The organism is Candidatus Nomurabacteria bacterium (assembly GCA_020847275.1).
Classification (GTDB): domain Bacteria; phylum Patescibacteriota; class Minisyncoccia; order Phycocordibacterales; family JACOZG01; genus JADLCI01.
Window position 1 is genome coordinate 87,998 of sequence record JADLCI010000007.1, and the last position, 21,973, is coordinate 109,970.

At 47.2% G+C, this 21,973-nt stretch carries 17 protein-coding genes and 3 tRNA genes; 13 read left to right on the forward strand and 7 right to left on the reverse strand.

The window, feature by feature from the left end; genetic code table 11:
* Positions 1–8: 8 nt before the first annotated feature.
* From IT398_01785 to IT398_01810, 6 genes are all read left to right on the forward strand, one after another.
* Positions 9–368: a septum formation initiator family protein gene (locus IT398_01785; protein MCC6290778.1), complete on the forward strand. Its 360-nt coding sequence runs from the start codon at positions 9–11 to the stop codon at positions 366–368.
* A 10-nt stretch (positions 369–378) separates the two neighbouring features.
* Positions 379–449: transfer RNA gene (locus IT398_01790), tRNA-Gly, on the forward strand.
* 84 nt (positions 450–533) lie between these two features.
* The gene (gene acpP / locus IT398_01795) at positions 534–815 is read left to right on the forward strand and encodes an acyl carrier protein (GenBank protein ID MCC6290779.1); all 282 of its coding nucleotides are present in this window, start codon (positions 534–536) and stop codon (positions 813–815) included.
* Between the two features lie 101 nt (positions 816–916).
* Positions 917–2,785, forward strand: a complete 1,869-nt coding sequence (gene ftsH, locus IT398_01800) for an ATP-dependent zinc metalloprotease FtsH (protein MCC6290780.1) — start codon at positions 917–919, stop codon at positions 2,783–2,785.
* Positions 2,786–2,795: 10 nt separating this feature from the next.
* Positions 2,796–2,869, forward strand: a tRNA-Ile gene (locus tag IT398_01805).
* Positions 2,870–3,072: 203 nt separating this feature from the next.
* Positions 3,073–3,795, forward strand: coding sequence for a hypothetical protein (locus IT398_01810; GenBank protein MCC6290781.1), 723 nt, complete (start codon positions 3,073–3,075; stop codon positions 3,793–3,795).
* 470 nt (positions 3,796–4,265) lie between these two features.
* On the opposite strand, the gene IT398_01815 is transcribed toward IT398_01810, so the two are convergent.
* Positions 4,266–4,619: a four helix bundle protein gene (locus IT398_01815; GenBank protein MCC6290782.1), complete on the reverse strand. Its 354-nt coding sequence runs from the start codon at positions 4,617–4,619 to the stop codon at positions 4,266–4,268.
* Positions 4,620–4,666: 47 nt separating this feature from the next.
* On the opposite strand from IT398_01815, the gene IT398_01820 reads away from it, so the two are divergent.
* Complete coding sequence (locus IT398_01820) at positions 4,667–5,704, forward strand: group II intron reverse transcriptase domain-containing protein (protein ID MCC6290783.1); 1,038 nt, start codon at positions 4,667–4,669, stop codon at positions 5,702–5,704.
* A gap of 45 nt (positions 5,705–5,749) precedes the next feature.
* Here the strand turns inward: IT398_01820 and recG are convergent, their stop codons facing one another.
* The 3 genes from recG to IT398_01835 form a co-directional block, all read right to left on the reverse strand.
* Positions 5,750–7,891 (reverse strand): ATP-dependent DNA helicase RecG, encoded by a 2,142-nt coding sequence (recG, locus tag IT398_01825; GenBank protein MCC6290784.1) that lies wholly within the window; start codon positions 7,889–7,891, stop codon positions 5,750–5,752.
* A 294-nt stretch (positions 7,892–8,185) separates the two neighbouring features.
* Positions 8,186–8,782 carry a DNA-3-methyladenine glycosylase I gene (locus IT398_01830; protein ID MCC6290785.1) on the reverse strand — a complete coding sequence of 199 codons (597 nt, stop codon included), beginning with the start codon at positions 8,780–8,782 and terminating at the stop codon, positions 8,186–8,188.
* A complete protein-coding gene (locus IT398_01835) occupies positions 8,764–9,384 on the reverse strand; it encodes a DUF1211 domain-containing protein (GenBank protein ID MCC6290786.1) in 621 nt (206 codons plus the stop codon). Before IT398_01835 ends, IT398_01830 begins: the two co-directional genes overlap by 19 nt.
* Before the next feature lie 51 nt (positions 9,385–9,435).
* On the opposite strand from IT398_01835, the gene IT398_01840 reads away from it, so the two are divergent.
* The 5 genes from IT398_01840 (at position 9,436) to IT398_01860 (ending at position 16,303) form a co-directional block, all read left to right on the forward strand.
* Positions 9,436–11,106, forward strand: coding sequence for an HlyD family efflux transporter periplasmic adaptor subunit (locus tag IT398_01840; GenBank protein ID MCC6290787.1), 1,671 nt, complete (start codon positions 9,436–9,438; stop codon positions 11,104–11,106).
* 2 nt (positions 11,107–11,108) lie between these two features.
* Positions 11,109–11,789, forward strand: coding sequence for an ABC transporter ATP-binding protein (locus tag IT398_01845; GenBank protein MCC6290788.1), 681 nt, complete (start codon positions 11,109–11,111; stop codon positions 11,787–11,789).
* Positions 11,786–12,997, forward strand: a complete 1,212-nt coding sequence (locus tag IT398_01850; GenBank protein MCC6290789.1) for an ABC transporter permease — start codon at positions 11,786–11,788, stop codon at positions 12,995–12,997. Before IT398_01845 ends, IT398_01850 begins: the two co-directional genes overlap by 4 nt.
* Positions 12,990–15,653, forward strand: a complete 2,664-nt coding sequence (locus IT398_01855) for an HAD-IC family P-type ATPase (protein MCC6290790.1) — start codon at positions 12,990–12,992, stop codon at positions 15,651–15,653. Before IT398_01850 ends, IT398_01855 begins: the two co-directional genes overlap by 8 nt.
* A 257-nt stretch (positions 15,654–15,910) precedes the next feature.
* Positions 15,911–16,303 (forward strand): cupin domain-containing protein, encoded by a 393-nt coding sequence (locus tag IT398_01860; protein MCC6290791.1) that lies wholly within the window; start codon positions 15,911–15,913, stop codon positions 16,301–16,303.
* A gap of 20 nt (positions 16,304–16,323) precedes the next feature.
* Here the strand turns inward: IT398_01860 and IT398_01865 are convergent, their stop codons facing one another.
* From IT398_01865 to IT398_01875, 3 genes are all read right to left on the reverse strand, one after another.
* The gene (locus IT398_01865) at positions 16,324–16,845 is read right to left on the reverse strand and encodes a hypothetical protein (GenBank protein MCC6290792.1); all 522 of its coding nucleotides are present in this window, start codon (positions 16,843–16,845) and stop codon (positions 16,324–16,326) included.
* 75 nt (positions 16,846–16,920) lie between these two features.
* A complete protein-coding gene (locus IT398_01870) occupies positions 16,921–17,397 on the reverse strand; it encodes a hypothetical protein (protein ID MCC6290793.1) in 477 nt (158 codons plus the stop codon).
* Positions 17,398–17,485: transfer RNA gene (locus tag IT398_01875), tRNA-Ser, on the reverse strand.
* 109 nt (positions 17,486–17,594) lie between these two features.
* Between IT398_01875 and IT398_01880 the strand changes: the two genes are divergently transcribed.
* The gene (locus IT398_01880) at positions 17,595–21,962 is read left to right on the forward strand and encodes an Ig-like domain-containing protein (GenBank protein ID MCC6290794.1); all 4,368 of its coding nucleotides are present in this window, start codon (positions 17,595–17,597) and stop codon (positions 21,960–21,962) included.
* The last annotated feature ends 11 nt before the right edge of the window (positions 21,963–21,973 follow it).

The window sequence follows — 21,973 nt, forward strand, 5'->3', positions numbered from 1 at the left end:
AAAGCAGAATGATTAAACGGCCAAGTAATCTCGGTTGGCGGCGCTGGCTCTATACTCGAGTGTCAATCGTCGCTATTGCACTCGTCGCGCTTCTACTTGGACGGGCGGGCTGGCAAGTTTTCTGGAAACAGCGCCTGGTGATAAATGATCGGGCGCAGGTGGAGAGCGAGCTCTCGGCGCTAATGGCCCGAGAACAGAAATTGCGGGCGGAAATCGACCTCTTAAAAAGCGAGTCAGGGTTAGAGGGGAAGATTCGAGAGAAATTCTCGGTTGTTAAAGAAGGAGAGAAGGTGATTGCAATCGTTGCCAGAGATAAGGCCACAACAAGCACTACGACGGCGGAGAGGAGGTCGTGGTGGCCTTTTTAGATCTTTATTTGCGGGGTTAGTTCAGTGGCAGAATGAGTGCTTCCCAAGCATTAGACGCGAGTTCGATTCTCGCATCCCGCACTTGCAAGTTTAGGATAACCATGTTACTTTCTTGGTAGTCGTTTTTTTGGTGTTTTCGGTGCTTTCACGAACAGGAGAAAACAAATGGAATTGAATCGGGATTCAGTCAAGGATACCGTGTTAAAGATTGTCGCTGATCATCTGGGTAAGGATAAAAATATCATTACCGAAGAGAGCAATTTTGTCGAAGATCTTGATGCTGATTCTCTGGATACGGTTGAAATCGTCATGTCGTTTGAAGACGAGTTTGAGATTTCCGTTCCTGACGAGGAGGCCGAAAAATTGACCACCGTTGGTTCGGTGATTGAGTACATTTGTGTCAGTCTGCGCAAGGCAGAAAATTATGAAAAGGCCGACCCGCCATAGGGCGGCCTTTTTTCTTGCAAAATCAAATTTTTCTGTTAGAATTGGTTTCTTAAATTATGCCCCCCCTTTCTACTAAACCAAACCGTTCACCACGCCAGATTATGACTCAATTCGGCGGGCAAATTATCCTGACAATTCTAATTCTGTTTGTTCTTATCGGCGCCTATTCTTCTTTGAAAAATAATGAAACCACAATACGAGAAGTACCCATCTCCGAATTGGCGAAATCAATTACAGAAGGCGTGGTTACGGAGGTCTCTGTTAGTGGCGATACACTGGAGGCGACGCTTCAGTCGGGCGAGATGGTAAGGTCCAAGAAAGAAACCGAGACCGCTCTCTCCAGCGCCCTCCAGAATTACGGCGTGACTTCAGATAAGTTGGCCGCGGTAACAGTGAACGTGAAAGAGCCCAGCGGCCTTTCTTTCTGGGTCGCAAATCTATTACCGTTTCTTATTCCTCTGGTTTTTATCCTTTTTTTGTTTTGGTATATTTCGCGTCAGGTGAAGGGGGCTTCAATGCAGGCACTCTCTTTCGGCCAGTCGAAGGCGAAGATTATTGACCCGAACGATTCTGGGCAGCGCATCACTTTCAAGGATGTCGCTGGTGTTCGTGAGGCCAAGGAGGAACTTCTAGAGATTGTCGACTTTTTGAAAAATCCAAAGAAGTTTCTAGATATTGGGGCTCGGATTCCAAAAGGGGTCCTTTTGATGGGTGCCCCCGGTACTGGTAAAACTTTGCTTGCTCGAGCGGTGGCTGGTGAGGCGCAGGTTCCTTTTCTCTATCTTTCTGGCTCCGACTTCGTGGAGATGTTTGTGGGTGTTGGTGCTTCTCGGGTGCGTGATTTATTTCGTCTGGCGAAGAAGTTGGCCCCGTCAATTATTTTCATTGATGAAATTGATGCCATTGGTCGACATCGGGGGAGTGGCATGGGTGGAGGCAACGATGAACGAGAGCAAACCCTTAATCAAATTTTGGTCGAGATGGACGGTTTTGAGCCAAATGAGAAATTGATTGTAATGGCGGCCACCAACCGACCGGATGTTCTTGACCCAGCTTTGCTTCGTCCGGGGCGCTTTGATCGACGTGTTGTTCTGGATAATCCAGACATCCGTGACCGAGAGGAAATTCTTCAAATCTACGCGCGACAGAAACCACTTGGGCCAGATGTTAACTTGCGCATTATTGCTGAGCGGACACCGGGGTTTTCTGGTGCCGATCTTGCGAACCTAATGAATGAGGGAGCAATTCTGGCGGCCCGGGAGAGTCGTTCGGAGATTACCCAGTTTGATTTAATCAGAAGTGTGGAGAAGGTGATGCTTGGCCCAGAACGCAAGAGCCACATTCTTTCCATTAAGGAAAAGAAAATTACCGCTTATCACGAAATGGGGCATGCTTTGGTTGCGAGTGTTCTGCCTGACGCTGACCCGGTTCATAAAGTTTCAATTATTTCTCGTGGGCATGCCGCTGGATATACCCTCAAGCTTCCACTAGAAGATCGCAAATTACAGTCGCGCCAGGAATTCTTGGATGATATCGCGATGTCGCTTGGTGGTTACGCCGCCGAGCAGCTCATTTTCGGTGATATTACCACTGGAGCCTCTAACGATATTGCGGTGTCCACATCTCTGGCCAGAAGCATGGTGACGAAATATGGAATGAGCGATAAACTTGGACCAATCGCTTTTGACTCCGGTGGAAGTAAAATGTGGTGGGGTGGGGCGACGGGGAGTGAGACTTATTCGTCAGAGACTGTCCAGACGGCCATTGATGGTGAGGTGGCCAAGATTATGACCGAAGCCCTCACGCGGGCGAAAAAAGTTTTAAACGAAAATCGCAAGGCGCTAGATAAGATGTCGGAGGAGTTAATTAAGGTGGAGACGATTGATCGGGAGGATTTCGACAAACTCCTTATCCTCAATGGCATCAAGCCGAAAGTCGCCGATCTCGCCGATGGTGCTAAAATAGGTTAGCCTCGGCCCGGCACGCGTAGCTCAGTTGGTTAGAGCACCGAGCTTATACCTCGGCGGTCCTTGGTTCGAATCCAAGCGCGTGCACAGAGTCTCTTTTCCCCTATTGACAAACAGTTTCCACTATGCTAGACTCTAGCCAGTAGTCCTTTTACACCTAACTTGCATTTCGCCATAGCAGAAAGTGGCTCAACCCAGGGCTATTCTCTGCTGTGGCGAAGAACCCAGCGAACAATAAACCAGAGCATGCTGCGTAGTCAGCGAGCTCACAACACGAAAGGACATGCTATATGAATAGCGAGTTCACACTCAGTCAGGGATCAGGACAGAAACTGGAGTTTGCCGTTCAGCGTAACGGCGGCACCACCGAAGACATCGAATACTTGAGCACCGGCGACAACTTCCGTGCGGTCTCACTGCTGCGGACAGGGAAAGCCAAACTCGTCGAAGTCTCCGAGAACGGGTCCGAAGGCGCGGTCATTCCGACTGCTCCGACACTCGTCGAATGGACCACCGACAGCGACGGCATCATCCACTTCACGCTCATCTCAAATGGCCTTACCCGCAAACAGTGGGAACGTCACCTCGAAAGCCGTGGCTTCCGTCTCTCCGATTGGGCTCGCAATGTGCTCCGTCGCGCGAGCGAAGCTCCGACCAACGGCGTGGCCTATCACATCGTCGTTCGCCCCGGCAGCAAGATCGCTTCACGCAATCGCGTCACGAAGAAGATTCGTGCTCACGCTGCCGACAAGGGCTGGAAGACTCCCCATTGGGAAGTCGCTTGCCTCATCCGCGATAGGTTCTCGGATGAACAGCTCGAGAAGATGGGACTGTGGTGGATCGTCACCATGCACGAACCCATCACTGATTCCGACGGCGATCCGTACTTGCTCTACTCCTGCCGGCTCGCTGGTGGTCGTTGGCTCTTCGCCCACTATTTCAGGCCTGACGTCGAGTGGGATGCCCCCGGTGGGTTTGCGTTCGTTGTCTCGCAAGTCAGTCCTCAAACCTAAGCAACTTTGGACTCCGGTCCTTAGAAACTTAGACCTTAGCCCTGTGCGTTTGCCAAAAGCAAACCGCAGGGCTAATTTTTTGCATAAAAATAAGATATACTTATGTCGGCAGTAGGTGAATATGCGGGCGGTTACGGCTTCCTGCTACCGAACCCAGTATCCATACATCGAGAGTATCCACGGTCACGGCTTTGGATAGAGTGGTGCATGCAGCTGTTTAAAAAACAAAGATACTTGGCACGAGATTTTAAGGCATTACGATGCCGGATTCGATACAACCCTGAGAGTATTCGAGGGGTGGTGATACAGGTGATGTCTCGTGCGATTCCGACGGCGATCCGAACTTGCTCAACTCCAACCGGAACGATGATGGTCGTTGGCTCAACGCCAACTATGACAGGCCTGACGACAAGTGGAATGACAACGGTGGGTTTGCGTTCGTTGTCTCGCAACTCTCTTCATTTCTCTCCCTATTTCTTGGGAGAGTTTTGTTTTGTGAGCTGACCGTTCCAACCGCCGAGCATTTTTCCTGCTTCATCCAGCATTACAGAAAGAGTGGTATATTTTTTGTCATCAAAAGATTTCGTCTCCCACAAGATCATTAAAAGTACGCGTAAAGTATCTGCTTTCTTGATAGCTAACCGGACATACGGATGTTTCTCCTCACGCGATAAAAAACTCGCAGCAGAAATTGCTTCAATCACTTCCACAAATAAAGTATCGATACGCTGGCCGAGAGAGTGTCTGTGTATCTTTGGTATATCCTGATAAAATCTGTACCACGTTAGATAAGCACCCTTGACCTTATTTAAAACGGGTAAAATCTTTCCTGACTGACTGACTGACTGACTGACTGACTGACGCGATCTTTATGTCCAAAATTATTTTCCAACATACCTACAATAATATCATTTCGCTTGAAAATCTCCTCGAGGCTTGGAAAGAGTTCGTGTCCGGCAAGCGAGCACGCAAGGACGTTCAAGAATTTGAGCGTAATTTGATGGCGAATATAATCTCGCTGCACCGCGATCTTGCTGCGAAAACATATTCGCACTCAAAATATCAGGCATTTAAAATCTCTGATCCGAAACCTCGTGATATACACAAGGCGAGTGTGCGCGATAGATTGTTGCATCACGCTTTGCATCGGACCCTTTCTCCATTTTTTACAAAAACATTTATTTCAGATTCATACTCATGTCAGATCGGTAAAGGAACACACCGGGCACTGAAGCGTTTCGGGCAGTTCTCTAAAATAGTCTCGCGAAATGATACGCGTACAGCATGGGTATTGAAATGCGATATCAAAAAGTTTTTTGCGAATATTGATCAGATGATCCTGCTCGCCACCATAGGTAAATATATTCCGGACCACGATATCACCTGGCTCCTATCCGTCATCGTTGGCAGTTTTGACTCAGGTACAAAAGGCGTCGGCCTTCCGCTCGGTAACCTTACATCGCAGTTACTTGTGAATATCTACATGAATGAGTTCGATCAATTCGTTAAGCATAAGCTCAAAGTGAAATATTATATCCGCTATGCCGATGACTTTGCTGTTATATCTCACGACCGAACACATCTTGAAATGATTTTGCCACTGATGCAGGATTTCTTGAGAAAAAGACTCAAGCTTGCGATGCATCCGAATAAGATATCGATGAGCACGGTTGCTTCCGGCGTGGATTTCCTTGGATGGGTTCATTTCCAGGACCATCGTGTTTTACGTGCAGCAACCAAACGTAGAATGTTCAGGAACATCGAAGTGCAACAAGGGAAAGAAGAAACGGTCCAATCATATCTGGGACTTTTAAGTCATGGTAATACTTGGAAGTTGCAACAAAAGGTGCAAGCAAAAGTGACTAAAACCGAAACTGTGCCTTTACTGGACGAGCTTCTTACCCCATAATTGCCACCTGTTCGTCCGTGTGTGCGCTTTTCTTTTCGTTTTACTTTACTCAAAATGTATTTCTGATTTCTTTTCAATCAATTTTTGTTTGATGAGCGGATGATTTTTCAAATCCGAATCGGTTTTCAATAAATTTTGGGCCTCAAGACGGGCGGCCTCCACCATTCTAATATTTTTTATTGCTTCCATTCCCAAATCTGACAAACCCCATTGTTTCACCCCCGACAATGAACCAGCACCGCGAAGCTTCAGATCCAATTCGGCGAGCTCGAAGCCGTTTCTTGCCTTTTCCAGGGATTTTAATCTGGCATTTTCTTGGTTTGATTCGCGACTGGTGAAGAGGTAGCAGTGTGCTTGATGGGAACTACGGAGAACGCGACCGCGAAGTTGGTGGAGTTGAGCGAGACCAAATCTCTCTGCCCCCTCAATCACAATGATGGTTGCGTTTGGCACATTAACACCGACCTCTACCACTGACGTTGCGACCAGGATATTTATTTTCCCTTCCACGAAGTCGGCCATAATTTCTTCTTTGTCGGCGGGCTTCAGTTTGCCGTGAACTAGGCCGACCAGATAGTTGGGGAAAATTTTTTCTTGTAATCTTTTGGCTTCCGCTTTTGCCGATTTTGTCTGGAGGGCCAGTGCCTTGGTCGGATCGGGCTCATCAATCCTCGGGCAAATCACAAACACTTGTCGTCCCGCTTGTAACTCTTGTTTGATATGGCTGTACGCCCGGTGACGCTTCTCTTCACTTACAGTCTCTGTTTTGATTGGCTTTCGCCCGAGTGGTAGTTCATCAAGAAGAGTCAGATCTAGGTCTCCGTAAATTGTCAGGGCGAGTGTCCGAGGAATTGGTGTGGCGGTCATTGAGAGTAGGTGGGGCGCGCGATTCTCGTCCTTCTTTGTCAGTTTTGCCCTTTGCATCACTCCGAAACGATGCTGTTCGTCGATGATAGCGTAGGCTAGATTTTTAAATTTAACCGCTTTCTGGATCAGGGCGTGAGTACCGACCAAGATTGGGATTTCACCGTTCGCTACCCATTTCAAGAGCTGGGGCCGGGAGATACTGGTGTGGCCGCCGGGGTTTATTTTCGAAGGAAACTTATAGCAGCCAGCGCCAGTGATTAAACCAATTTGCACCCGTGGTAAATGTTTGAAATAAGAGATGAAGGAATCAAAGTGTTGGCGAGCCAGAATTTCCGTTGGTGCCATGTAAGCCACCTCACCGCCAGCGTTCGCTATCGCCAGAGCGGTGGAAACGGCCACGGCCGTTTTTCCAGAACCCACATCACCCTCAAGCAGTCGGGTCATTGGCTCGGACTGACTAAAGTCTTTTAGAATTTGTTTGATGGCTTTATTTTGCGCATTAGTTAACGGAAAGGGGAAGCGGGAGACAAAATCATTTACAATCTTCTCGTCTGGTGTGAAGGTAAATGTTTTCTGTCCATGATAGGCGAGCTTGGACTGGAGCCGTTCTAGTTGGATGAAAAAGATTTCCTCAAACGCGAATCGTTTCCTTGCCGACAAACTGTCGGCTTCATTTCGGGGAGAATGAATCCAGACAAGAGCCGTGGCCAACTTTGGCAGGTGATATTTTTTCAGGAGTTCTTCTGGGAGAGGGTCGGCGATAGTGTTTTGGACCTTGTTTTTCAAGATTTTTTTTACCGCATGATGAATCCAAAGAGATGAAAGACCTCGTGTCTCTGGATAAATCGGTAAGAGATAGTTTTCTCCGGCCTCACTCTCGTCGGCGAAAAGTGTTTCGCTCGTTCCTAGACTGCTTGTCGCCTCAATTTCTGGATTGGCTAGATAAACTTCATCTTTACGTTTGGAGACTTTGCCCTGTAGCCGGGCGAAGTTTCCTGGGGATACCTTCTTAGCAAGGTAGGGTTGGTGAAACCAAATTGCCTTAATTCGACCGGTCTGGTCTTCCAGGGTTACTTCTCCCAGCGAGATTTTTTTCTTCCAAGCCTTGCCGATCTTTGCGGCTACTACTTGGCCATAAATTGTTACATCGTCACCGACCACTAATTCGTCAATCTTTTTTTCTGGTAAAACTTTGCCGTAGCGTGTAGGAAAGTAGAATAGAAGGTCTTGTATGGATTCTAGTTCTAATTTTTCTAAAGCTCGAGTTTGGCCCAGCTGCAGGCGAGTAAAGTGCTTGAGTATTGAATCTTCGGGGTTCACAACATAATCCTATGTCGATTTTGGCTTATCCACAACTACCCTTGTACCACGAGGTGCTCTGCGCTACCATTCTGGAGTGTTCGATTCTGTTCCTCTGGTCTCGGTCCATTCTTGATGGGCCACATCTCCAAGGAGATACAAGATGACGAATGGGAATTGTCGACACGCTGTCGCCTCCGGTTGCCGCTGTTGTGGCCCGCCTTCGAGCAAGAGCCTGATCTCGAAGACGTCATGACCGCATCATCGTGAGACCGCAGAACCCGAGGGTACTGACTTAAGTGTCGGACCTCGGGTTCATTTTTTTCTGGCTAAATTTTTACAGATCCGATACCGGAAACAAGAGACCAAGTGATCGTTTATCAAACCTGCCCCCTGCATGAAGGCATAACAGACGGTAGAGCCACAGAACTTGAAACCACGTCGCTTCATATCTCTTGCCAGCGCATCCGATTCCTCACTTGTTGAACCAATTTCACTTGTCTTTTGGTGTTTGTGGACGATTGTTTTATTTTTCACAAAACTCCAGAGGTATTTACTGAAGGAACCAAACTCTTTCTGGGTTACAAGGAATTGTTGAGCATTGGCAATTGTTCCCTTGATTTTCAAGCGGTTTCTGATTATCCCGGTATCTTGAAGAAGTTTTTTTATTTTTTCCTCACGATAATTTGCGATTTTCTTGGCATTGAAATTATCAAAAGCTTTACGGAAATTTTCGCGTTTGTTCAGAATAATTTGCCAACTAAGGCCAGCTTGAAAGGTGTCTAAAACAACATACTCAAACAATTTCTGGTCGTCCACACAAGGCACTCCCCATTCGTGGTCATGATAATTTATCATGAGCGCGTTATCTCGTGGCCACTCACAACGCTTTTCTAGTCTCTGGCTAGCCATAGCTTAGAGAGCAGGCTCGTGCTTTGCGGCAAGAGATTGAAGATGATTGCAAAAGTATAGAGAGCCAGTGAGAGCGTGGTGTCGTAAAAACTTATTAGGATTGCCACTACCGAGCAGATTATTGGGACAACCAATCGAATGGTGCTGTGGCGATAGTCTCGATCGCTGATGTGGCGGTTCTCAATTTTCTCGGATTTAATGATGTAATCGCGCATCCACCAGAGCGTGAGACCAAGTAGAATTATGTGGAGACCATAGATTGCGATGGCGATTCTGGCGTTGCTGTAGGTGCCGAGCAGTTGTGATGAGAACGGGATTAGCGCAACCAGTCCCAAGAAGAGGGCATTGATATTGGTGAGATGGACATCAATATTTTTCGCAAAGACGGAAGTGAAGTAATGGTGCGCTCGCCAGTAAGTGAAAAGGAGTGCGAAAGAAAGAAAGTAAGAGAAAAACAGTGGTTTAATAAGCAATAGCGCACCCCAAACGTTTAAACTGTTTGCTGGTCCGACGATTTCTGGCACACGGATTTCCAGTACAAGCAGAGTCATTACGATGGCGAAGATTCCGTCCGCGAGATTATCTAATCGACTTGATTTCATGTCTGTTTTATTATAACAAAGTATGTTAAAGTGAACAGACTAAACTTCTAAATGCGTAGACTAATAAAAAAACTTAGAAAACATTTCTTGGCGCATAAGATTGTTGGCACCCTAGTAATTGTTCTTGCTGTTTGGGGTGGTTATTCTCTCTTCAGTAAACTAACTGATACCAGTGGTGACACGAAATATATAACCAAGAGAGTCGAAAGTGGAACGATCACCGAAACGGTTACTAGTAGCGGGCAGGTGTCTGCTTCCAGTCAAGTAGAACTGAAAAGTAAGGTTTCTGGGGACGTTGTTTACCTAAACACCGTAAGTGGTCAGTCGGTTCCCGCTGGGGCGTTGATTGCCCAGCTCGATGCTCGTGACGCCGTGATCGGTCTTGAAGGTGCTCGTCTTGACTTGGCAAAATTGGTTAAACCAGCTGACGCGGTCGCGATGCTTCAGTCTGAGAATGCGCTGATTGATGCCGTTCAGAATGATAAGAAGGCAAACGATGATTTGGTAAAGGCCTATGATGATGGTTTTAGCACCGTCGCTAACGCTTTTCTGGATATCCCCGACATTATGACTGGTTTGGATAATATGTTGAATAACTATCAGGGTGGGGGTTTTCTCAATAGCTTCAATGCTCGTTTGTATGGTGAACAGGCCAGGATTTATCGTGACCGCACTGTCGCTAGCTACATCATTGCTAAAGGGAAATATGACACTGGCCTGATTCATTATAAAAATTTGACGCGAAAAAGCGCGACAAGTAGCTTAGAGGGCCTGATTGATGAGACTTATGAGATGGTCAAAAGTACAACGGATGTAATTAAGGATGCAAAAAACACCGCCGACTTTATCCGAAGCCAGCAACAATCCGGACAGGTGAGTTCCGATGGTGATACGGCGGTAAGTAGTTTGACTACCTGGACCAATCAATCCAACTCCCACTTGCTTGCACTGCTTGCGGCGAAGAATTCAATTGAGGACGGTAAAAATGCAATTGTCAGTGCTATTCAAAATGTACGAGAAAAGCAAGAGGCGTTAATCAAGCTGAAAGAGGGTCCGGACACACTGGATATCCGATCCCAAGAGTTGTTGGTTAAACAGAAGGAGAACGTCTATCAGGATTATTTTATTCGCGCGCCGTTTGCTGGTCTGATTGCGAAATTGGATGTGAAAAAAGGTGATTCAATTGGTAGCGGTGTTAGTATCGGCACTTTCATTACTCATGAAAAACTGGCCGATATATCGTTGAATGAGGTGGATATCGCCCAAATAAAGGTCGGACAGAAAGCGGTATTAACCTTCGACGCGGTAGAGGGGCTGAGTGTTATGGGCGAGGTTCGTGAGCTTGATCTGGTGGGGACGATTGATCAGGGTGTTGTTACCTACAATGCCAAGGTCGGCTTTGATACGGATGATGAAAGGATTAAGGCTGGGATGAGCACGACAGCCGCAATCATCATAAACGAAAAGCAAAATGTTTTGGTTGTCCCGAATAGTGCGGTTAAAACATCTAGAGGAACACAGGCCGTGGAAGTTATGTCTGAGGATAGTAAGACACCACAATCACGAACCGTGACGATTGGATTATCTGATGACAGTTTAACGGAAATTACCTCTGGATTGAATGTTGGTGAGATAGTCGTAACACGAACCATTCTTCCAGTCACGCAGACTACTACCTCAGCCCCCAGTCTCTTCGGTGGTGGGCGGACAACTCCGCGCTAAAGATGATTGAAGTTAAGGCATTGGGAAAAACTTATACGGGCGGGACCGCACCTTTCGAGGCATTGAGGAATGTTAGCTTTCAGATCAGGGACGGAGAATTTTTGGCGATTATGGGGCCATCAGGCTCTGGCAAATCGACACTGATGCATATTCTTGGCGCGCTTGATGTGCTTACGACGGGGAGTTACTTTTTAGACGGTCGCGATGTCTCCCTTCTTTCCGATGATGAATTAGCCGATATTCGTTGTGATAAGATTGGTTTTGTTTTTCAGTCTTTTAACCTTCTACCTCGTACGACCGTACTTCGCAATGTGATGTTACCGCTGGTTTACGCCGGTGTTGGTGGTGACGAACGTGCACGAAGGGCGCGAGCGGCACTACTCGCCGCGGGCCTAGATGAGAAATATTTTCACCATCTTTCAAACCAGCTCTCCGGTGGACAGATCCAGCGAGTCGCGATTGCGCGCGCACTCGTCAATAATCCAAGTCTAATTCTGGCGGATGAACCAACGGGCAATCTTGATTCTAAGACCGGTGAAATTGTTTTAGACACGTTTCGAAATCTTAATGAGAAGGAAGGACGGACGATTGTTTTGATTACCCACGAACATGAGGTTGCCAATCATGCCAAGAGGATCATCTCTATCAAGGATGGTGAGATTGTTGAGGATAAAAAACTATGACCACATTTGATTTACTTCAAGAAACAAGATCAGCCCTATCAGCAAACAAGGTACGTTCGAGTCTGACGATGCTTGGCATAGTAATCGGTATTAGTTCGGTTATCGCCATGGTTTCTATCGGTCAGGGTGCCAAGGCCCAGATCCAGTCAAGTATCGAGGGACTTGGTTCTAATTTGTTAACAATTTTACCTGGCGTGGTCCAACCTGGCCGAGGGATTGTTTCTTCTGGGCGTGGTTCAGCTCAGACACTAAAGAATGAGGATATTGATGTGCTGGCTAAACTCCCAGGCATTGCCGAGGTGTCGCCAGAATCTTCACGGCGCTTTCAGATTGCGGCGCCAACTGGCAACAATACCAACACCACCGTAACGGGCGCCTTGCCCTCCTATCTCCCTGTTCATAATTTGTCTGTTGCTGACGGAAGTTTTATCACAGAAGCCAATCAGCGGAGTTTGAGTCGGAATGCGGTGCTCGGTGCTACTGTGGCTACTGATTTATTTGGTGACGCTGATCCGATTGGTAAATCGATTCGGATCAATAATTCAAATTTTCGAGTAACCGGGGTGCTTACCGCGAAAGGGGGATTCGGATTTTCGGGGCCAGACGATATGGTTTTTGTTCCGCTTTCCGCGATGCAAAAAGTGTTGAGTGGTGTTGATTATTTGTCCACAATCGCCGTAACGGTTTCCAATAAAGATGAAATGTCGACCGTGAAAGATGCCGCCGTTGATGCGCTGATGGTCAAGCATCGGGTGTCTGAGGCCGATTTTTCTATAATTTCTCAAGAAGACATACTGGGGACACTCTCGCAGGTGGTGAACACATTCACGTTGTTTCTCGCCTCTATTGCGTCGATATCCTTGGTGGTCGGTGGTATTGGCATCATGAATATGATGCTTACAACAGTGACCGAGCGTACTAGGGAGATTGGTTTGCGTAAGGCAATTGGCGCTAAACGGGGTGATATTAATAAACAGTTTCTTTTTGAGGCGGTTGCCCTGACCTTCATTGGTGGCGCGATTGGTGTCTTCTTTGGCTGGTTGGTCGGTTTTATTGTCACGTATCTTGGTATCCTTCAAACATCCATTTCATTTTCATCAGTATTGCTTGCCTTTGTGGTGTCGGCAGGAATTGGTATAATTTTTGGTTATTACCCCGCGCGTCGGGCGGCCCTTCTTAACCCGATTGAGGCACTTCGTTATGAATGAGCTATCAGTTATAAATTTACATTCCGGTGAGCGTGGTTTGAGTAAAGAGGAGGCCGCATCGCGCTTGAAACAATATGGACCGAATAAACTACCAGAGGCGAAGGTGGATGGTGTCTTAACCATTTTCCTCCGTCAATTTCAAAGCTCGCTTATCTATATACTGGTTGCCGCGAGTGGCGTGGTGTTTATTATGGGAGAAGTGGTTGAGGGACTGATTATTCTCGCTGTCCTTCTTTTTAATTCTGTCGTTGGCACGATTCAGGAGGGGCGAGCCCAGAACACCCTATTGGCACTAAAGAAATTTGTTGAGACTAAGGCAACCGTCCTTCGCGAAGACAAGGAAATTATCGTTCCCGACACGGAATTGGTTCCCGGGGATGTTCTTATCTTTCAGGAAGGAGAAAAAATTCCAGCTGATAGTCGTATTATTGTTTCCCATAATCTGAAAGTGGATGAGGCAGCGCTGACGGGTGAGTCAGAGCCGGTACATAAAACCAGCGAGCGGGATGATTCCGAAGAAACCTCCGGGAGAAGTAAAAATATCGCCTACCGAGGGACGAACATCGTGGCGGGTAACGGTCGGGCAATTGTGGTGGCAACTGGTTCTCGGACGGTGATTGGTCGTATCGCCAGTTCAATTTCGCAGATTGATACCGAGATTCCCCTGAAGGGTAATATTCGTCGTCTTTCACGAGTAATTATCATGCTCGTCGCCGTCATCTCGACGATCGTTTTTACTCTCGGTGTTTTGGCTGGAAAACCAGTGAAGGAAATGTTTACGATAATAGTCTCCTTGTCGGTGTCGGTTGTCCCGGAGGGGCTACCAATCGTGGTGACCCTAATCTTGGCAATGGGCGTGTGGCGGATGAGTAAGCGCAATGCTCTGGTGAGGAAATTGCAAGCTGTCGAGGCGCTGGGACAAGCGGATGTCATTGCTGTTGATAAAACTGGTACGGTGACGAAGAACGAGTTGGTGATCCAGAAAGTTTATATAGCAGAAAAAATGTTTGATGTTGGGGGCGTGGGGTATGAGCCGACTGGTGATATTAGTTTGGGTGGCCATGTAACAGACGCGGTGAATCATCCAGAACTACTGTTTGCCGGAAAGATCGCCGCATTCTGTGCCAATGCTCGAGTGGTTTATTCGGAGGAAGATAAACTTTTCCGGGTGACCGGCGATCCGACAGAGGCGGCGATGCTTGTTCTCTCTCAGAAACTGGGTTTCCATAAAGAAGACCTTGAGCGGGAATCTGTCGTGCTGGACGAGATCCCATTTGATTATCGGCTTAAATATCATGCCACGCTTCACCAGTCTGACGGCAAGAACTTTTTGGCGGTAGTTGGTGCCCCCGAAGTCATTCTGGAATTATCGGAGACAATTTGGTCGGACGGCAGAAAGAAAGAACTGACCTCGTCAGAAAAGAAAAATCTTGAAGCGGTTTTTCAACAGATGTCTCAAGCTGGTTTGCGGGTGGTTGCGTTTGCCATTGACCCAGATGCAGGGAAAGTGCTTAACCCGAACAAGATACAGAGTCTCACTTTCGGTGGGTTTTATGGCATGAGGGACGCCACCAGACCAGAGGCAGCACCAGCCATACAGAGGGCTAAATTGGCGGGAGTGAGGGTGGTGATGATTACTGGTGATCACCGGGTTACTGCTCAGGCGATTGCCAAAGAAATAGGTATCTGGCATGAGGGTGATGAGGTTCTTACCGGAATGGAAATTGACAGGATGTTTGATGGTGAATTGTCGAAGAAGCTTGATCTGGTGTCGGTATTTGCTCGGGTTAATCCAGAACACAAGATGAGAATTATTGGCGCGTATCGCGCGCGCGGTGAAGTGGTGGCGATGACGGGGGACGGCGTTAACGATGCACCATCTCTGGTGGCCGCTGATCTTGGTGTGGCAATGGGTAATATCGGAACCGAAGTGGCAAAAGAGGCTTCGGATATTGTTCTTCTTGATGACAATCTGGAGAGTATCGTGGCAGCAATCGAGGAGGGTCGTAGCATTTATCGGACGATTAAAAAAGTCATCCTCTACCTCTTCTCTACCGGAATGGGTGAGGTGTTCACGATTGTGGGGGCGCTCGTGCTGGGCTATCCCTTGCCCATTTTGGCGGCACAAATTATTTGGCTAAATTTTGTAACCGACGGTTTTCTCGATGTCTCTCTGGCAATGGAACCGAAGGAGGATCACTTGATTGATGGTCGGTTTGAGAAACCAAAAAAATATCTCGTGGATAAATTAATGACCAGAAGGATGGTGCTAATGTCTGCGGCGATGGCGATTGGCACACTGTATCTTTTTAAGAATTATTACGAAGCCGATCTAGCAAAGGCCTGGACGATGTCGCTCACCGTCTTGGCCTCTTTTCAGTGGTTCAACGCTTGGAATTGTCGTTCGGAGAGCAAGTCAGTCTTTAGCCTGAGCCCATTTTCTAATCTCTATTTACTTGGTGCGACAGGGATCGTCGTGATTCTCCAATTGTTGGCGGTCTATACTCCGGTTATGAACACTTTTTTGAAAACAGTGCCGCTGAATTATTCCGACTGGGCAATTGCCATTTCTGTTTCTGCATCGATTGTTTTGGTTGAGGAAATCCGCAAGTTGTTTGAACGTTTGCGTGCGACGCGGAGACAGGCTGTGCAATAAAAAAACAGACCCCGTGTGGGGTCTGTTTTTTGCTTTTTCCTATTGAGTAGGGTTTGTTGGCATCTCTGGAGCTGGAGTCATTGGGGTCTCTGGGGTAACAACTCCTTCAGCTGGGTTTTTTGTTGTCTCGTCCATGTTGTATAAGATTAATTGACAATAAAATACGCAACAGCCAGTCGACCAAACTCACTGTCATCAGTATGGCTAGAAGTATAGACCAGTGAATAGATAAATGCAAGTTGTGCTAGAATATGGGAATGGATGGTTATGTTGCAAATATTGAGAAGTTGTCGCTTGGAAACGATAATTTTCGTCAGGTTTTATACACCGACAAGAATAGTCAATTGGTTCTGATGTCGCTTCTGCCGGGAGAAGAAATTGGTGAAGAGATTCATGATGTTGATCAGTTTCTGCGGGTGGAAAAAGGGGAGGGAATCGCAATCCTGAATGACATTTCTCACGCGATTACTGATGGTAGCGTTGTGGTTGTGCCGGCTGGTGCAAAACACAATATCGTGAACGGTGGCTCCGGCTCAATGAAACTTTACACGTTGTATATGCCACCGCATCACCGCGACGGGGTTATCCACAAAACCAAGGCCGAGGCAGATGCCGACCCGGAACATTTTGATGGTAAAACGACGGAGTAAGTAGAGCCCGATAAGGATATTCACGCGTTGAGCCTGCGCTCAACGACCAGGGCGGCGGTGATGGTAAATATAAGCACAAGGATAAAGAGCGGCATAATCTCTCCGTAGGAGAACGGTGTATTTTTTATGAGTGCAAGGGCGAGGACGGAGAGCCAGGATACGAGAGAAACAGCGCCACAAGAGAATGCCACCATTCGCGGTCGGCGTTCTTTTGGTGAATCAAGGAATCTGCGGTGGGCAAGATGCGGCTTGACCAGGTGATGCAGGAGATAGCCGTTGATACTCAAAATGAGGACGATACTCATCTTCGCCAGGAACTTCGCCGAGGCGGAGTACATCACGGGGTCAGAGAGAAATATTCCGATACCGCTCACGATGATGACGACGAGGGAGACCCAGACAACAGTGGAGAGGGTATTGAGTACATTGAGCTCCCGGTTACTGAACTTTTTGTCATGACTATAGAAAGTGAAGAAGACGTCGGATACGAGTGCTCCGCCGATACCAGCGATGGCGCTTATGATATGGGTGACAGTGAACAAAGGTTTTGATTCGATGAAGAATTCCATGACGCTAAGCAGGGTCGCGTCCTATTTTACTTGATGTTCTAACCCACTTCAATTTTCTAGTGAAGTGGATATTAATGATTCAACACGTCTAAACTGCTCATCTTCTAGTTTGACGGTTTGGGTCATAAATAACGCAAGCAGTGAGATCATGATGGCGAAAATGGCAATCCTCACCGAAAAAGAGGAGATCTTTATAGATTTCTCGGAAGAATTCTTGGCCTCCTTTGCTGTCTGACGTGCGAGCTTCAGTTCAGTGTAGTCAATATATTTGAAAAACGCATCGGGGGTTAAGACATAAGCTTTTTTGGGATTCATTCGAATCACATGAAAGATTGTTTCGGGGAGATAGGTAAAGCTTGGTAAACCCGTTCTTTTGTGGTTAGTGTCGGCATCTGCAAAGTATCCGTCGAGAATTTCTTTCTCCCAATTTTCAAAAGTGCGCGAAGCGATTAGCTCTTCTTTCGTAAAACCGTTCGGCTTCTTCTCTGCCCACTCAAGTACTTGGATTAGGAAATGAGTTTCCATTGGCGGAGACGATGGGATTCGAACCCATGAGGGTGTGACCCCTACCTCGTTAGCAGTGAGGCGCTTTCGACCACTCAGCCACGTCTCCAGTGGTCACAAATTAACACATTTTTTAACCACACGCCATTCCCGTCATTTATGCCTACCTAATGTGTGGGGGGGGGTGTTATACTCTGGTTTGGATATTTCTAAACAAAATGCATCACAAGAGCAAGCACGGTAACTTACTGGCGATTATTATCATGGTCACTTTTTTTAGTGGTGCTGGAGTCGCACAGGCTTCTTATCCCGATGGTAGCGAACTAATCCTCTACCACTTTGAAGAAGGTTCGGGGACGATTGTGAATAGTGGGACAGGTAGTACAACTTACGACAGTTCACTTGTTGGCAATGCGGCTTATTACGCTACGACAACCACCCCCTTTGGTGCTTACGCTACCACTTTCGACGAAGATGGGGATTCTATTGATACGAAATGGGGTAATGGCATTGATCCATCCTCCACTTCTTTTTCCGCCAGTATGTGGGTTAATAAAACTGGTACTTGTGGTACTAGTGACACGGACCATGTTTGGGGGGTTTCTGGAAGTCCTAGTGCTACGCGAGCCTATATACGTTGTATTGCTGGTCTCTGGGCGATGAGGATTCAGGGTAACGCAGCACAGTCCAGCAATATAACCGTGGTGCCCGGAGTCTGGTATCACCTTGTGTTGGTCATGAATAGTTCCACAGATGTCGCGACTCTGTACATTAACAATGTTTCTAAGCTCACAACTTCTTATACTTCCTACACCCTACCAAACGATATCTGGTTGGGTAATGTTTCTGGATTAACTAACGAGGGGTTTGATGGCGTAATCGATGAATATGCGCTATATACCAAGGCTCTAACTACGGAAGAAATTGCTGCTATTTATCAAGCTGGTGCCGCAGCTCTCTTTTCTGCCACCACTACCACCGCCACTGAAGGTGGCGCAACTGGTTCTTACACTCTTGCGCTCAAGACAGAGCCAACCGCCACTGTGACGGTCAATATTTCGGCCGACACGCAGTCCACGACCAGTGTTTCTAGCCTATCTTTTACCACCAGTAATTGGTTTACACCCCAGTCAGTAACTGTTACTGCCACTGACGATGAGAATGTGGAGGGCTCCCATTCTAGCACTATCACACACTCTGTCTCCAGTTCTGATACCAGCTATAATGCACTGAGTATTTCTAATGTTACTGTCACGATTACAGACAATGATGTAGATTCTTCTGGGCCCACAATTACCAATATTTCATCGACCAAGACCAATGGTTTTTACGGTGCTGGTGAAGTTATACCAATCGATCTGACTTTCTCGGAGGCGGTGACGGCGACCACCTCGGTTGTGGTGACATTGGAGACCGGAACCACCGATCGCACTTGTTCTTTTACCGTTGATAACTCGTCAACAGCGAGCTGTAATTACACCGTTCAGACGGGGGACACAACTTCCGATCTTACGGTTGCATCTGTGTCTGGCTATATCGAAGATCAGTCGGCTAATCCGATGACGGATTTCAGTCCCGCGACCAATCTTGCGGCCAATAAGGCTATTGCAATTGGTAAATATATTTCTTTTGTCTCACCCTCACCCTCTGCGAATTCTACTACGACCGCGACGTCTATTACTGTTTACGCTTCTTCCACCATTCAGACGGCGACGTCTACCACCTGGTCGTTGAGACTAGAGAATCCCGACGGTTCCCTGGTCAGTGAAGCTAGCACCTCTACTCGTTACGGAGATTACAACCTGACTCACTTGACCAACGTGATCTCTAATTTGGACCTTAGCTTGAATGCGAATACTTCTGGTTCGATTTATGTTCCGACCACGGGTACTATTTTTACGGTTCACCAGTCTTCCGCCTTTGGTTTGACTGAGATTGCCACGACCACCGGGGCAGTGATAAGGACGATTTCTTGCTCCAACTGTAGCGGTGATATGGAGGGCATAACTCTGATTTCCAGCGTCGCCTCGTCTACAGCACCGGGCGTTTATGATCATACCTTTGCCATCTCTACCGAAGACTTCACCTCTAACGCGAGAGTTTATACGGTCGTAGTCCCATCCACCGTAGGAGTGACAACGATGAGTAGCAGTTTTTATACTACTGGAATTAGTCACGGCTCAAATGCTGGACTTGAAGGTATCGCCTACAATCCGACATCGGGTGTATTTTATTTAGCAAAGGAAAAAAGTTCACCTACATTGTATGAATACCCGTCACTTGGTTCTACGGCGGTGCAGATTTGTGGCAATCTGGATTTTTCTTCTATTGCGACTGATTTTTCCGACCTGTTTTACAACAACAACATTTTGTATGTTCTTTCTCACGAGAATCATCGTCTAATTCCGGTTGATATAACCAGTACCTCGACTTGTGCCTTTGTAGATAGTGACGGAGATGGGGATACTTCAAACGACACTGGAGACTATCTCAACAATCTACCAGTCGGTGCCACCGATCAACCAGAAGCGGTGACTTGGGACAATACCGGAGACTATCTTTATATTTTTGGCGAGGCGGATTATATGGCCAGATATCGTACCAATGCTTATACTGTCCGTCACACCTTCAATGGGTTAAGTGGAGGCAGCTATCTTTTAGAAGCTTCCTCCACGGACGCCGTTACTGGACTAATTACAAATTCTCCTAAGGATCACTTCTTTGGCATTGACGCTGATGTAACGGCACCGACCGTCACAAGCGTCTCTTCCGATAAGGCAAATGGCTCTTATACGGTGGGAGAAGTCATCGACATTGATGTTACTTTTTCCGAAGAGGTTACTTCTACTGGAAGTGTAACTGTTACCCTAGAGACAGGTGGGACGGATAGGACTTGCACCTTTACCATTACCGACAGCACCACAGGTACCTGTAATTATACTGTTCAGAGTGGTGATACTTCCTCCGATCTGGACGCCTCGATCTCTGGAACAATTGCCGATCAGTCTGCTAATGCGATGAGTAATTTCACCCCAGCGACGACTCTCGCGACCAATAAAGCACTTGTTATTGACACCACCGCACCGACGATTTCCACGTTCTCGCCGGCCGATGATGCGACCGGAGTTTCTCCTACTGCTAACCTGGTTCTCACTTTCGATAGCGTCGTCAACTCAAATTCTGGCAATGTGACGATTAAAAAATCTTCTGACGACACCACGGTAGAAACAATTGACATCACTGGTGGTCAAGTGTCAGGCAGTGGGAGTGACACGATCACCATCAATCCTTCAGTCACCCTCGCGAGTCTTACGGGGTACTATGTTCAAGTTGATAGTACGGCCCTCAGAGATGTGGCGACCAATAGTTACGCCGGGGTCAGCAACGCTACAACTTGGAACTTCACTACTAGTGACTTAGACGCGCCAACAATTACAAGTGTCTCTTCTGATAAGGCAAATGGTTCTTACACCACTGGAGAAGTTATCGATATCGATGTTACTTTTTCCGAAGCGGTAACATCAACCGGGGATGTGACCGTTACTCTAGAAACAGGCACCTCCGATCGTACTTGTACATTTTCTGTATCTAATTCATCCTCTGGTACGTGTAACTACACAGTTCAGGCCGGTGACGCGAGTTCTGATCTAAACGTGAATACAATTTCTGGCACAATCGCTGATCAATCCAGTAACGCCATGACTGACTTTAACCCGGCTACCAATCTCGCGACCAATAAAGCACTTGTTATTGACACCACCGCACCGACGGCCTCTTCTCTTTTTCCGAGCGATAATGCAACCAATGTTTCGGCCACAGTTAATCTGGTGGTGACCTTCGATGGTGTGGTGATTGTTAATAGTGGTAATGTATACATCAAGAAAACAAGTGACGACACCACGGTAGAAACAATTGACATCACTGGTGGTCAAGTGTCAGGCAGTGGGAGTGACACGATCACCATCAATCCTTCAGTCACCCTCGCGAGTCTTACTGAATATTATGTACAGATTGATTCCGGTATCGTACGAGACGTGGCCACCAACAGCTATACCGGAATCGCCGACACGACTAGTTGGAGTTTTACCACCAGTGATTCGGAGGTTGTAGCTGAAGAGGAAACTCTTCCGGCCTTTAATTCTACCGGAGGAGGTGGCGGAGGTGTTTCCGTGAATCAAAACGCCCTTGTCCCCAATACTCCCAATGTTGCGCCACCAGCGCTAAATCTACCACCGGGTATAATTTCTCTTTTTACGCCCACTCAGCTGCAAGTAATTCTCATTTTTCTGCAGCAGCGACTTCTCCTCCCGCCGATCGCGCCTATCGTTCCAGTTCCATCACGTGTTTTCACTAGACCGCTTGGTTACGGGGATAGGGGAGATGATGTAACAGCTTTACAGAAATTTCTCACTGCACATCGTCCCGTAATTTATCCATCAGGTATTGTCTCAGGCTACTTTGGTCATCTGACAGAACTAGGCGTGATGCAATTACAGGAGCACAATGACATTGCTCATTTTGGTGAACCCGGTTACGGGTTTGTCGGTCCGTCGACTCGTGCCTTTTTGAATTCTCGTTCACTCTAAGATGGCGTTGT